Here is a 13643-nt window from a genome sequence, read left to right as displayed (position 1 = left end):
AGTTGTCGTGGACAATCGTTATTTTACAGGTAGATATGCAGAAGAAATATGTGACTGCTTATGGCGGATGGTTTTGAAATGAGATGTGTCTATATGATGACTGACGAAAATATTACAGCAAATGCTGACAAGAAGATTCTTTTTTGGTATAATGAGACAGAATATGTACATGACTGAGAAGAAAGTCAATATCGAAGGTGCCGGTCAGGCGCTATTTAGGGATAAACGACATATTTTATAGAAGATTCTATTTTGAAGAATCAATAGATTTATCATATTCTTGAGATAGAGATACGAAGGCGGGAGTGTCTGAGGCGGTATGATGGCAGCGGCTCGCTTGGTTGAAAAAGGAGGAATAATTGTATGTGTGGTATCGTAGGATATACAGGAGACCAGCAGGCGGCTCCGATCTTATTAGCGGGTCTGGAGAAGCTTGAATATCGTGGATACGATTCAGCAGGTCTGGCAGTCAGAGACGGAGAACGTGTACCGGAGGTTGTAAAGGCGAAGGGACGTCTGCGCGCGCTGGCAGAGAAAACAGACAATGGACGCGCAATGCGGGGCAACTGCGGTATCGGTCATACCCGCTGGGCGACACACGGGGAGCCGTCTGAGAACAATGCACATCCGCATTGCACGGATGACCGTAGCGTGGTAGCGGTTCACAATGGTATTATCGAAAACTATCAGGAAATTCGCGAAAAACTGATTAAAAATGGATATACGTTTTATTCAGATACTGATACAGAGGTGGCTGTAAAGCTGATCGATCATTATTATAAGAAATACAACGAGGGACCGCTCGATGCGATGGCGCGTGCGATGATGCGTATCCGTGGCACGTATGCACTGGCGGTTATGTTTAAGGATTATCCGGAGGAGATCTTTGTAGCCCGTCAGGATAACCCGATGATCATCGGAGTAGGCGAGGGTGAATCCTTTATCGCGTCGGATGTTCCGCCCCTGCTTCCATATACCCGCAAGGTATACTATATCGGCAACCAGGAATTGGGACGCTTACATAAGGGAGAGGTTACTTTCTATAATATTGATCAGGAAGAGATTCAGAAAGAACTTGTGACGATTGAGTGGGATGCAGAAGCTGCTGAAAAGGGAGGTTATGAGCATTTCATGATTAAGGAGATCCATGAACAGCCGCGTGCGGTTCGGGATACATTAAATTCAGTCATCCGCGATGGTCATATTGACCTGACCGAGGCGGGACTTTCCGATGATGTCATTCGTTCGTTAAAGCGTATTTATATCGTAGCGTGTGGTTCTGCTTACCATGCAGGCGTGGCAGCGCAGTATGTGATCGAAGATCTGGCGCGTATTCCGGTCCGCGTCGAGCTGGCTTCCGAGTTCCGTTACCGGAACCCGATTCTGGAAGAGAACAGTCTGGTTATCATCATCAGCCAGTCGGGCGAGACAGCCGACAGCCTGGCAGCCCTGCGTCTGGCAAAGAGCCAGGGCGTTCCTACGATGGCGATTGTCAATGTGGTAGGTTCCACGATTGCACGTGAGGCAGATCATATTTTCTACACACTGGCAGGACCGGAGATCGCGGTGGCGACCACCAAGGCATATAGCACACAGCTGGTTGCCGGATATCTTCTGGGCGTACAGTTTGCCCATGTGCGCGGTACGATCACAGAAGAAAAATATGAAGAACTCCTTGCAGCCCTGCAGGAACTGCCGGATCAGATTGCGAAGCTGCTCGAAGATGACAAAGAACGCATCCAGTGGTTCGCAGCGAAATATGCCAATGCAAAAGACGTGTTCTTCATCGGCCGCGGCATCGACTACGCAGTCAGCCTGGAAGGCAGCCTGAAATTAAAAGAGATCAGCTACATCCATTCCGAGGCATATGCAGCCGGAGAGTTAAAACACGGAACCATCAGCCTGATCGAGGATGGCATCCTCGTAGTCAGCATCCTGACCCAGGAAGCACTGTATGAGAAGATGATCAGTAACATGGTAGAAGTAAAATGCCGCGGTGCGTACCTCATGGGACTCACAACCGCAGGCAATTACAACATCGAAGACACCGTCGATTTTGCAGTCTATGTACCGAAGACCGACGAACATTTCACACCGAGCTTAGCGGTAGTGCCGCTGCAGTTGCTGGGATATTATGTAAGTGTTTCGAAGGGACTGGATGTTGATAAGCCGAGAAATCTGGCGAAGAGCGTTACGGTAGAGTAAGATGGTTTTTTAATTATTTATAGCATAGCAAGAAAAAACCTGGAATTAATACAGAAAAAAGAAGCCCCCATCAAGATGCAGAACAGGTTTTCCCTGAATCAGTTGTACGCATCTTGATGGGGCTTCTTTTTTCGTCTCTATCGCGAATATTGCTATTTCTTTTCCATTCCATGCTCACTCATCAAAGACTTCATCACGTAAGCATAGATCTCCTGGCTTCGATCTTTCCAATGATTGCACATGATCTCAGCCTGCTCTTTATCCGGCACGGAGATGTCAAGGTTGACAAGAACGGCTTTTCCTTCCCGTACCTCGCAGTGAACGATGTAGTCCTGATTGGTCGATTTATAGAAATCGGAGATCAGTCCTACCTCGTTTCGCATGCGGAAGCGGTTCTGTTTCAGGTATTCATCCATGTCGCTGACGATGGCAGGAGAGATGTTTTTGCCGAAAAATTCCAGTGTTTCCTCGCCCTCCTTAGTGATTTCATAGCGGGAGCTGTTCCGCATCGTCTCTTTTTTTACCAGACCTGCATCCAGAAGCTCGTTCAAGGCCTGCTGGAGTGTGAAATACGTGGTGTACTCGCGATCCAGGAAAAAATTGGAGAGCTGCGCGTTGGTCAGCGGAAAATTGACCTGGTGCAGCATATAGAGATTCATCAGTTTGTAAAGTGTCATCGGTTCAGCCAGCATGGAAAAAACTCCTTTATTATCATTTCGTAACTGTGTAAATTTTGTGCGGTTCTTACGGTAAATGCGAGAATCGCTTGAATTGTTACGTTTATTTCTTAATGTGTTCCTTCACAGCCTTGGAAACAGCGTCAGCTACACGCGGATCAAATGCTGCCGGAAGAATGTTCTCGTCGCTCAATTCGCTGTCATCAACCAGAGCGGCAATTGCGTTGGCAGCAGCCAGTTTCATTTCTTCGGTGATAGCGGTTGCACGTCCTTCCAGAGCGCCGCGGAAGATGCCTGGGAAGATGAGAACGTTGTTGACCTGGTTCGGGAAATCGGAACGTCCGGTTCCTACGACTCTTGCACCAGCAGCTTTTGCCAGATCCGGCATGATCTCCGGAACCGGGTTTGCCATTGCGAAGAGAATGGAATCCTTATTCATGGAAGCAACCATCTCCTGGGAAACGATGCCCGGAGCAGACACGCCTACGAAGATGTCAGCGCCTTTTAATGCATCGGCAAGTGTGCCCGTCTTGTGCTCTAAGTTGGTAACTTCGACCATCTTTTCCTGCATCCAGTTAAGCCCGTCCATGCCTTTGCAGAGCATACCGGTCTTATCACACATGGTGATATGCGGAAATCCGTAGTTTAAGAGCAGTTTGGTGATGGCAACGCCTGCGCTTCCGGCGCCGTTGACAACGACGCGGCAGTCTTCCTTCTTCTTGCCGGTTACTTTCAGGGCGTTGATGATGCCTGCCAGTACGACGATGGCGGTTCCGTGCTGATCATCGTGGAAAACCGGAATGTTTAACCGTTTCTTTAAACGTTCCTCGATCTCAAAGCAGCGCGGTGCGGAGATGTCCTCCAGGTTGATACCGCCGAATGCCGGGGCAATGCGGACAACTGTCTCGATGATCTCCTCGGTGTCCTGTGTGTCGAGGCAGATCGGGAATGCATTGATGCCGCCGAACTCTTTAAACAGAACGGCTTTTCCTTCCATAACCGGCATAGCTGCTAACGGTCCGATATTGCCAAGTCCCAGAACGGCGCTTCCGTCGGAGACAACGGCTACAGTGTTGGACTTGATGGTGTAGCGGTATGCAGCCTCCGGATCTTCTGCAATTACCTTACATGGTTCTGCAACGCCCGGTGTGTATGCCAGAGCCAGATCCTCTCTGGTTTTTACCTGTACTTTGGAGACGGTATCGAGCTTGCCGTTCCATTTTTCATGAAGTTCGAGTGCTTTTTCATTGATCGTCATGGTTTTTATCCTTTCGAATGCTTTCATTTTATTCTTACATTATAATAGCAATTTTGACATTTTAAATCAAGATGCATATTTTAGAATGCAGGAAGGGCAGTACCATGTTACTGTACACACACAGTACCACTTATTTATAATACTTATACCTATCATATAGCATAGCATATAAATGAAGTCCGTAAATGTTATTTTTATGCATAAAACACACGAAAAATGCATAAAACGCGTTTTTATACAAAAATTATTCATAAAAATGCAAAAAAAGTATTGCATAATTAGGATCAAGGAGGTATAATCTGGGTAATTTCAAGTGAGGCATATAAATCTGCCGGTCTTAGTTGACTGGACGGACAAAGAAAAAAGCATCACGCAGGCAAATGATTGGAGGAAATGAAAAATGGCTAAGAAATATAATAAAATTGTTCTTGCATATTCAGGCGGTCTGGACACATCGGTTTTAATCCCGTGGCTGAAAGAAAACTATGGCTGTGAGGTTATCGCAGTTTCCGCTGACGTAGGTCAGGGTGCGGAGCTGGATGGTCTGGAAGAGAAGGCATTAAAGACAGGTGCTTCCAAGCTGTACATCGAGGATCTGAAGAAAGAGTTCGTAGATGAGTACATCATCCCGACCATGAAGGCTGGCGCTACTTATGAGCATTACCTGTTAGGTACTTCCTTCGCTCGTCCGATTATCGCTAAGAGAATCGTTGAAATTGCGAAGAAAGAGGGCGCAGACGCTATCTGCCACGGCTGTACCGGTAAAGGAAACGATCAGGTTCGTTTCGAACTGGCTATCAAGGCATTTGCTCCGCAGATGGATGTTATCGCTCCGTGGCGTTTCTGGGAACTGAATTCCCGTGAAAAAGAGATCGAGTACGCAGAGGCTCACAACATTCCGTTAAAGATTACGAAAGAGACCAACTACTCCAAGGATAAGAACCTGTGGCATCTGTCCCATGAGGGTTTGGATCTGGAGGATCCGGCAAACGAGGCTCCGATCAACAAACCTGGATTCCTTGAGTTAGGCGTATCTCCGGAGAATGCACCGGATAAAGCTACTTATGTAACCATCCATTTCGAGAAAGGTGTTCCGACCAGTGTAAACGGCGAGGAGATGGATGCAGAGAAGGTAATCGAGGTTCTGAACAAGGTAGGCGGTGAGAACGGCTGCGGACTTCTGGATATTGTAGAGAACCGTCTGGTTGGCATGAAGAGCCGTGGTGTATATGAGACTCCTGGTGGAGCTATCCTTTACAAGGCTCATGAGAAACTGGAAGAAATCACTCTGGACAAAGAGACACAGCACTACAAACAGCAGCTGGCTCTCAAGTTCGCTGAGTTAGTATACAATGGTCAGTGGTACACACCGCTGCGCAAAGCAATGAGCGCGTTTGTTGATTCCACACAGGAGACCGTAACCGGTGATGTAAAACTGAAACTTTACAAGGGCAACATCATTCCGGCATCTGTTACATCTCCATACACCCTGTATTCCGCAGGCATGGCTACATTTGATGAGGATGACTGCTACAACCAGGCAGATTCCGCTGGATTCATCAACCTGTTCGGACTTCCGATCAAGGTTCGCGCCCTGAACGACGAAGTTCTGGCAGCAAAGACCGGCGAGCATTTTCCGAGCGTAGAATAATTTAGGAAAATAATAAATAATCTGCAGGCGACAAGCCCGCAGCCGATGATGACCATTGGTTTTCCGGTATCTGCCGGTTCCAATGGTCGCATTGGTTCTAAATCAGAGAATAAAAAGGAGTTTACACTTATGGCAAAGTTATGGGCAGGACGATTCGGAAAAGAGACAGATCTGGAGGTAAATGATTTCAACTCATCGATTTCCTTTGACTGTCGTCTTTATAAGGAAGATATCACAGGCTCCATGGCCCATGCGGCTATGCTGGGCAAGCAGGGCATCATTGCGAAGGAAGAATCAGACAAGATTATCGAAGGACTGAAAGGTATCTTAGCGGATATTGAGGCAGGCAAGATTCATTTCTCACAGGATTATGAGGATATTCATATGAATGTAGAGCAGATTCTGACTGAGCGCATCGGCGATGCCGGAAAACGTCTTCACACGGCGAGATCCAGAAATGATCAGGTTGCACTGGATATGCGTCTTTACGTGAAGAAAGAGATCGTGGCGATCAAAAAGGAAATTCTCGATTTCATGGAAGCACTCTGCGAGAGCGCAAAGAACAATCTGGAAACTGTTATGCCGGGTTATACACATCTGCAGCGTGCACAGCCGGTTACATTTGGACATTATATGATGGCATATGCCAATATGATGCGCCGTGATGTAATCCGTCTGGAAAACTGCTTAGAGGGCATGGATGATATGCCGCTCGGATCCGGCGCGCTGGCTTCCACGACTTATCCGATCGACCGTGATTTTGTACGCCAGCAGCTTGGATTTGCCAGAGTGACCAACAACTCCTTAGACGGTGTTTCCGACCGTGATTACTGCGTAGAGCTGACGGCAGCGTTATCCATTCTGATGATGCATCTGTCCCGTTTCTCTGAGGAGATTATTTCCTGGTGTTCCTGGGAGTTCAAGTTTGTAGAGCTGGATGACGCATTTTCAACCGGTTCCTCCATCATGCCGCAGAAGAAGAATCCGGATGTCTGCGAGCTGGTCCGCGGCAAGACCGGTCGCGTGTACGGCGATCTGTTTACCCTTCTTACCATGTTAAAGGGTATTCCGCTGGCATACAACAAGGATATGCAGGAAGACAAAGAGGCAGTCTTTGATGCGATTGACACCGTAAAACAGTGCCTGCGCGTGCTGACTCCAATGTTCTCCACGATGCAGATCCTGAAAGACAATATGAAGAAAGCGGCTCTGAAAGGCTTCATCAACGCAACGGACTGTGCAGATTACCTGACCAAGAAGGGAATGCCGTTCCGTGACGCATACAAGACCGTCGGACAGCTGGTAGCCCAGTGTGTACGTGAGGACAAGTCCTTAGCCGATCTGACACTGGAAGAGTACAAGACACATTCCGATGTCTTTGAAAATGACGTATATGAAGCGATTGATTTGAAGACCTGTGTACGTGGACGTAAGGTAATCGGCGGACCGGCTCCGGAAGAAGTAACCCGCCAGATTTCTGTGATTGAGAAATTTGTAAGCGAACACAAGGTTCAGGAGTAGGACAGGAAACGGGGGACGAACAATGGCGAAACCGAAGATTTATATAGACGGAAAAGAAGGAACAACCGGACTGCAGATTTACGATCGTCTGGCGAAAAGAGAGGACATCGAGCTGCTTCTGATCGATGAGGCAAAGCGCAAGGACACGGAAGAGCGAAGAAAGCTGATTCATGCGGCGGATATCGTATTCCTGTGCCTGCCGGATGCGGCAGCGGTTGAGGCAGTTGCACTGGCGGAAGGTTCTGGGGCGCGCATCATTGATGCATCTACTGCGCACCGGACAGCCAAAGGATGGGCGTACGGCATGGCGGAACTTTCAAAGGAGCACCGCGAGGCGATCAAAACATCCAGCCGGGTGGCGAATCCAGGCTGCCATGCAACTGGATTTATCACTTCCGTTTATCCGCTGGTGGCGCAGGGGATCATCCCGAAGGATTATCCGATGACAGTCTTTTCCCTGACCGGCTATTCCGGCGGCGGTAAAAAGATGATTGCCGAGTATGAATCGCCGGAGAAGCCGCAGAGCTATTTCGCACCCCGTATTTATGGCCTGACGCTGAAACATAAGCATCTACCGGAGATGCAGAAGGTCTGCGGACTTGATTATCCGCCGGTCTTTAGTCCGATCGTGGATGACTACTATAAAGGAATGGCAGTCACGATCCAGCTTCAGAACCGCCTCTTAAACGGCGGGCCGACCGCGGAAGATATTTATGAGAAGCTGGCTGGCTGGTATGACGGACAGAAGCTCATTAAGGTACATCCGTTTGGATATGACGGTATGATCGCGGCAGCAGATATGGCAGGCCGAGACAGTCTGGAGCTGATTGTCAATGGTCACGGGGAACAGACCATGGTGACGGCGCTCTTTGATAATCTTGGAAAGGGTGCTTCAGGCGCAGCCGTTCAGAACATGAACCTGATGCTTGGATTTGAGGAGACAGCTGGACTGGCACTATAGAAAAGTGCTATAATAAAAGAACGGCAGATGGTTTTTTTAGATATTTTGGGGTTGAGAGATAAAACCATAAAATAGCTGCGGGGGACTATAGACGCGAAGTTATATAAAAATGTACTCTCGGAGTCTTTCTGCATTTGCTTTTGTGGCTGATTTTCCGCCAGCCGCACCCGAATTTCATCAACGTACGCACCGCGTACGCCTCAGAAATTTGGGCACAACTGACAAAAAAACATCTCACAAAATCAAGCACAGAAAGATTCCGAGAGTACATTAAAAATGACAGGAGGAATGTCATATGAAGATAATCGAAGGCGGCGTTTGTGCTGCAAAAGGATTTAAAGCGGGCGCGATGCGCTGTGGAATCCGCAAATCTCATACAAAAAAGGATCTGGCGATGATCCTTTCGGATTGTGTCTGCAACGCATCGGCGGTTTATACGACCAACCGCGTCAAGGCATCGCCGATTTTACTGACAAAGGAACATCTGGCCGACGGAAAGGCACAGGCGGTTATTGTCAATTCCGGAAATGCGAACGCGTGCGCTCCGTTTGGCATGGAGAATGCAAGAAGACAGGCAAAGGCAGGCGCGCGTGCGCTGGGCGTTTCGGAGGAAAATGTAATCGTAGCATCGACCGGCGTCATCGGTCAGACGCTTCCGGTTGAGGCGATCGAGGCTCATGCAGGCGAGATGGAGATGAAATATGACAACTCCCTGGTAGCTGCAGAAGCGATCATGACGACCGATACAAAAGTGAAGACGATCGCTGTTGAATTTGATATAGATGGAACAACCTGCCACATCGGCGGTATCTGCAAAGGTTCCGGCATGATCCACCCGAATATGGGAACGATGCTGTGCTTCATCACAACCGATTGTGCAGTCAGCAGCGAGATGATCCGCAAGGCGCTGTTATTCAATGTAAAACGTACCTTCAACCGTGTGACCGTTGACGGCGATACCTCCACCAACGATATGTGTACCGTTCTGGCAAATGGTATGGCTGGCAATGCGGAGATTACTGCAGAAGGTCCGGCATACGAGGCATTCTGCGAGGCATTGCAGGCAGTCATGCAGGATCTGGCTCGTAAGATTGCGGCAGACGGCGAGGGCGCAAGCAAGCTGATGACCTGTACCGTGAAGGGAGCGAAGGATGAGGAGACAGCCGAGGTACTGGCAAAATCCATCGCCGGTTCTTCCCTGACCAAAGCAGCAATGTTCGGTTCCGATGCGAACTGGGGACGCGTTCTCTGCGCGATGGGCTATTCCGGAGCTGCGTTTAACACGGAGAAAGTGTTAGTCGAGTTTGCCTCCAAAGAGGGCAGCATTGCAGTCTGTGAGGACGGCAGGGGACTCGATTTTGATGAAGATCTGGCAAAGAAAATCTTAAGCCAGGATGAAGTGGAGATCAATGTAACACTTCAGGAAGGCAGCGGAAGCGCTACCTGCTGGGGATGCGATTTGACCTATGATTATGTGAAGATTAATGGAGATTATCGGACGTGATGAAAACAGGATCAAAAATGAGCGCAGAAGTCCTGGTAGAGGCGCTGCCATATATTCAGGAATATACAGGTAAAATTATCGTTGTAAAATACGGCGGAAACGCCATGATTAATGAAGATTTAAAGCAGGCGGTGATAGAGGATATCGTCCTTTTAAATCTGGTAGGCATCAAGGTCGTGCTGGTACACGGCGGCGGTCCGGAAATTTCGGAGATGCTCAAAAAAATCGGAAAAGAGTCTAAATTTGTCAAAGGTCTGCGCTACACAGACCGAGAAACGATGGACATTGTCCAGATGATTCTCTGCGGCAAGGTCAACAAAAACCTTGTTTCCCTGTTTGAGAAAGCAGGCGGACGTGCCGTTGGTCTGGGCGGCATGGACGGCGGACTCTTCAAGGCGATCCGGTTAGTCGATCCGGATGGAACGGAATACGGCTATGTGGGAGATGTGAAAGAGGTTAATGAGAAAGTTGTTCTCGACGTTTTAAATGAGGGCTTTATCCCGGTTGTTTCCTCCGTGGCAGCAGGCATGGACGAGGAGACAAACTATAACATCAATGCAGATACGGCAGCGGAGAAGCTGGCGGTGGCACTGAAAGCGAAAAAACTGATTCTTCTGACGGATGTATGCGGTCTGATGCGCGATCCGAAAGACGATTCGACATTGATTCCGAGACTGAAAGTTTCCGAGGTTCCGGCACTCATCAAAGAGGGTGTGATCTCCGGCGGCATGATTCCGAAGGTAGATTGCTGTGTTGAGGCAGTACGCCAGGGTGTAGAACGTGCCAATATCCAGGATGGCCGTGTGCCGCACTCGATTCTGGTCGAGCTTTTGAGCGATGACGGTGTAGGAACCATGTTCTCGTAAACAAAGTTTGAAAGATGCATGGAGGTTTTTTATGACATTTGAAGAAATCAAACAGGGCGAAGAAACTTATATTATGCACACATACGGACGTTTTCCGATTGCGCTGGATCACGGAAAAGGCGCGACGCTGTGGGATACGGACGGAAAGAAATACATTGATCTGACCTCCGGCATCGGTGTCAACAGTCTTGGTCATGACAACGAGGCGCTGACGACTGCGGTATCGGAGCAGGCACATAAGCTGATGCACGCCTGCAACCTGTATTACACCGAGCCTATGGTGCAGGCAGCAAAGAAGTTGGTCGATGCAGCCGGAATGGGAAAAATCTTTTTTGCAAACTCCGGTGCGGAAGCCAACGAGGGCATGATCAAGCTGGCAAGAAAGTATTCCTTTGACAAATACGGCGAGGGAAGAAATAAGATTATCACGCTGAAACAGTCCTTCCACGGACGTACCGTGACGACATTAAAGGCAACCGGACAGGACAAGTTCCATCAGTATTTCTTCCCATTTACGGAGGGATTTGATTATGCGGCAGCCAATGATATCGAAGACATGAAGCGCAAGATCGATGATACGACCTGCGCTGTCATGATGGAGATGATTCAGGGCGAGGGCGGCGTCCTTCCGCTTGATAAGGAATTTGTACAGGCAACTGCCGAGATCTGCAAGGAGAAGGACATCCTGCTTCTGATTGACGAGGTTCAGACGGGCATCGGACGTACCGGAAGCCTGTTCTGCTATGAGCAGTACGGCGTTCAGCCGAACATCATCAGTATGGCAAAGGGACTCGGCGGCGGTGTTCCGATCGGTGCTGTCATGGCGGATAAGAAATGCCAGGATGTACTGGGCGCCGGTACGCACGGTACAACCTTCGGCGGCAATCCGCTCTGCTGTGCGGCTGCCAATACTGTATTAGATATCGTAAATAAGCCGGAATTTCTGAAAGCGGTTCAGGAAAAGGGTGAGTACCTGAAAAAGGAGATTTTAGCGATTGGTTCTCCGAAGGTAAAGACAGTTCGCGGCATGGGACTGATGTTAGGCATCGTAGTGGACAAAGATGAGAGAGCTGCGATGGTCAGTCAGTTGATGGAAAAAGGCGTCCTGGTCCTGACAGCCGGTACAGAGGCGATCCGTCTGCTTCCGCCGCTTGTCATCACGAAAGAGGAGATGGACGAGGCAATCGCTGCTATGAGGGAGGTATTTTAGACATGAAGCATTTATTAAAGCTGTTGGACTGCACACCGGAGGAGATTACCTCGATTCTGGATCTGGCAGATCAGTTAAAATATGAGCGGAAACATCACATTTCACATCGTCTTCTGGAGGGCAAATCCATCGGTCTGATTTTCCAGAAGTCATCCACCCGTACCAGAGTTTCGTTTGAGACCGGTATGTTCCAGCTCGGCGGACAGGCACTGTTCCTTTCCTCCCGCGACTTACAGATCGGACGCGGTGAGCCGGTACAGGATACCGCACGCGTACTCTCCCGTTATCTGGACGGCATCATGATCCGTACCTACGAGCAGAAAGAAGTGGAGGATCTGGCAAAATACGGTTCTATCCCGATCATCAACGGTCTGACGGATTTCTGCCATCCGTGCCAGGTACTGGCTGACCTGATGACGATCCGTGAGAAATACGGCGTACTGAAAGGGCTCAAGATGTGTTACATCGGCGACGGCAACAACATGGCGAACTCCCTGATCGTAGGCGGTCTGAAATCGGATATGCAGGTATCTATCGCAACTCCGGATAATTACCGTCCGGCGAAAGAAGTGCTGGATTTCGCAGCTGGCAATGACGCATTTACACTGGTAAATGATCCGATCAAGGCAGTGGAAAATGCAGACGTTGTCATCACAGATACATGGACTTCCATGGGTCAGGAAGAAGAGAAGAAGATCCGCCAGCAGGCATTCCAGGGATATCAGATCAATGATGAGCTGATGGCTGCGGCAAAACCGGGGGCGATGGTAATGCACTGTCTGCCGGCTTACCGTGGACAGGAGATTACCGAGAAGATCTTTGAAGAACATGCGTCAGAGATCTTTGAAGAGGCAGAAAACCGGTTGCATGCCCAGAAGGCGGTTATGGTTACGCTGATGAAATAGAAATATATAGAAATGCATAAAAATGGCAAGGTGACGCGCCAGAAGCCAAATGCCCTCCGTTGCGGTTTCGGAGCCGGTAACACCAGGCTTGCATAGATTTGTTAAAAGCAGAGTCCAAAATACAAACTCGCTTCGCTCAGACAGGTGTATTTTGAACTCTAACACAAATCTCTGCGAGCCAAGAGTTACCAAGACTCCTGCAAATGCAACGGAGGGCATTTGGCTTCTGGCGCTGTATGTTGTATGCTTTTTGGGGTGTTTAAAAAGTGGAAATGTATGTTATAATTGGCATAAATAGTACAATATAAAAAATTCAGCAGATTAAGAAAATTTCAGGAGGTATCAGTATGACGAAAGAAGAGATTTCAGCGCGTCAGCAGCAGGCGGCTCAGTTTCATGCAATGGGGTATAATTGTGCCCAGTCGGTGGCGTGTGCGTTTGCGGATAAGGTGGATTTGGACAAGGTGGCGCTGTTTAAGGTGACGGAGGGGCTTGGTCTTGGCATGGGCGGCATGAATGGTACCTGCGGGGCCATTTCGGCGGCGGCTGTGCTGGCGGGGCTGAAGGATAGTACCGGGGATCTGGAGCTGGCGAATTCGAAGGCGGTTTCTTATAAGGATGCCAGAGAGTGCATCGCGCGTTTCCTTGAGAAGAACCAGAGCGTGGTCTGTAGGGATTTGAAGGGTGTGGAAACAGGAAATGTGCTGCGTGCCTGTCCGGACTGCATCAGCGATGCGGTGGAGATTATCGGAGAAGTATTGTTCTAATACATCCTCACAAATTGGCACGTTTGAAACTGTAAGTGCCGTACAGCAACGCGCGGGCAGCCGATTTTGTTACTGTTCACGCATACGTGCCCAGTAACGGAATTTGCCGTGGCTTCGC

At 48.9% G+C, this 13643-nt stretch carries 11 protein-coding genes; 9 read left to right on the top strand and 2 right to left on the bottom strand.

All coding sequences use genetic code 11. The annotated features are described in order from the left end of the window. Positions 1-363 precede the first annotated feature (363 nt). Positions 364-2205, top strand: coding sequence for a glutamine--fructose-6-phosphate transaminase (isomerizing) (gene glmS / locus PUQ60_RS08165; RefSeq protein WP_273381287.1), 1842 nt, complete (start codon positions 364-366; stop codon positions 2203-2205). Between the two features lie 152 nt (positions 2206-2357). Here glmS and PUQ60_RS08160 read toward each other — a convergent pair whose 3' ends face one another. Beyond that, the gene (locus PUQ60_RS08160) at positions 2358-2897 is read right to left on the bottom strand and encodes a DUF4364 family protein (RefSeq protein WP_273381289.1); all 540 of its coding nucleotides are present in this window, start codon (positions 2895-2897) and stop codon (positions 2358-2360) included. An 88-nt stretch (positions 2898-2985) separates the two neighbouring features. Continuing rightward, complete coding sequence (locus PUQ60_RS08155; protein WP_022358443.1) at positions 2986-4140, bottom strand: NADP-dependent malic enzyme; 1155 nt, start codon at positions 4138-4140, stop codon at positions 2986-2988. A 400-nt stretch (positions 4141-4540) separates the two neighbouring features. Between PUQ60_RS08155 and PUQ60_RS08150 the strand changes: the two genes are divergently transcribed. From PUQ60_RS08150 to PUQ60_RS08115, 8 genes are all read left to right on the top strand, one after another. Beyond that, positions 4541-5791, top strand: coding sequence for an argininosuccinate synthase (locus tag PUQ60_RS08150; protein ID WP_022358444.1), 1251 nt, complete (start codon positions 4541-4543; stop codon positions 5789-5791). Positions 5792-5920: 129 nt separating this feature from the next. Further along, the gene (argH, locus tag PUQ60_RS08145; RefSeq protein ID WP_022358445.1) at positions 5921-7312 is read left to right on the top strand and encodes an argininosuccinate lyase; all 1392 of its coding nucleotides are present in this window, start codon (positions 5921-5923) and stop codon (positions 7310-7312) included. A 22-nt stretch (positions 7313-7334) separates the two neighbouring features. After that, the gene (gene argC / locus PUQ60_RS08140) at positions 7335-8273 is read left to right on the top strand and encodes an N-acetyl-gamma-glutamyl-phosphate reductase (RefSeq protein WP_118482042.1); all 939 of its coding nucleotides are present in this window, start codon (positions 7335-7337) and stop codon (positions 8271-8273) included. Between the two features lie 295 nt (positions 8274-8568). After that, positions 8569-9777, top strand: coding sequence for a bifunctional ornithine acetyltransferase/N-acetylglutamate synthase (gene argJ / locus PUQ60_RS08135; protein WP_273381382.1), 1209 nt, complete (start codon positions 8569-8571; stop codon positions 9775-9777). A 17-nt stretch (positions 9778-9794) separates the two neighbouring features. Then, positions 9795-10643 (top strand): acetylglutamate kinase, encoded by an 849-nt coding sequence (gene argB / locus PUQ60_RS08130; RefSeq protein ID WP_273381381.1) that lies wholly within the window; start codon positions 9795-9797, stop codon positions 10641-10643. A gap of 31 nt (positions 10644-10674) precedes the next feature. After that, positions 10675-11853, top strand: a complete 1179-nt coding sequence (locus PUQ60_RS08125; RefSeq protein WP_273381380.1) for an aspartate aminotransferase family protein — start codon at positions 10675-10677, stop codon at positions 11851-11853. Positions 11854-11855: 2 nt separating this feature from the next. Further along, positions 11856-12758 carry an ornithine carbamoyltransferase gene (gene argF, locus PUQ60_RS08120; protein WP_022358782.1) on the top strand — a complete coding sequence of 301 codons (903 nt, stop codon included), beginning with the start codon at positions 11856-11858 and terminating at the stop codon, positions 12756-12758. A 347-nt stretch (positions 12759-13105) separates the two neighbouring features. After that, the gene (locus PUQ60_RS08115; RefSeq protein ID WP_107000101.1) at positions 13106-13525 is read left to right on the top strand and encodes a C-GCAxxG-C-C family protein; all 420 of its coding nucleotides are present in this window, start codon (positions 13106-13108) and stop codon (positions 13523-13525) included. Positions 13526-13643: the final 118 nt, after the last annotated feature.

Source organism: Clostridium sp. AF02-29, from assembly GCF_934835585.1.
In the GTDB taxonomy this organism is placed as follows: Bacteria; Bacillota; Clostridia; order Lachnospirales; family Lachnospiraceae; genus Otoolea; species Otoolea fessa.
The sequence above is the reverse complement of the archived record's forward strand: the minus strand, read 5'-3'. Positions and strand labels throughout refer to the sequence as shown.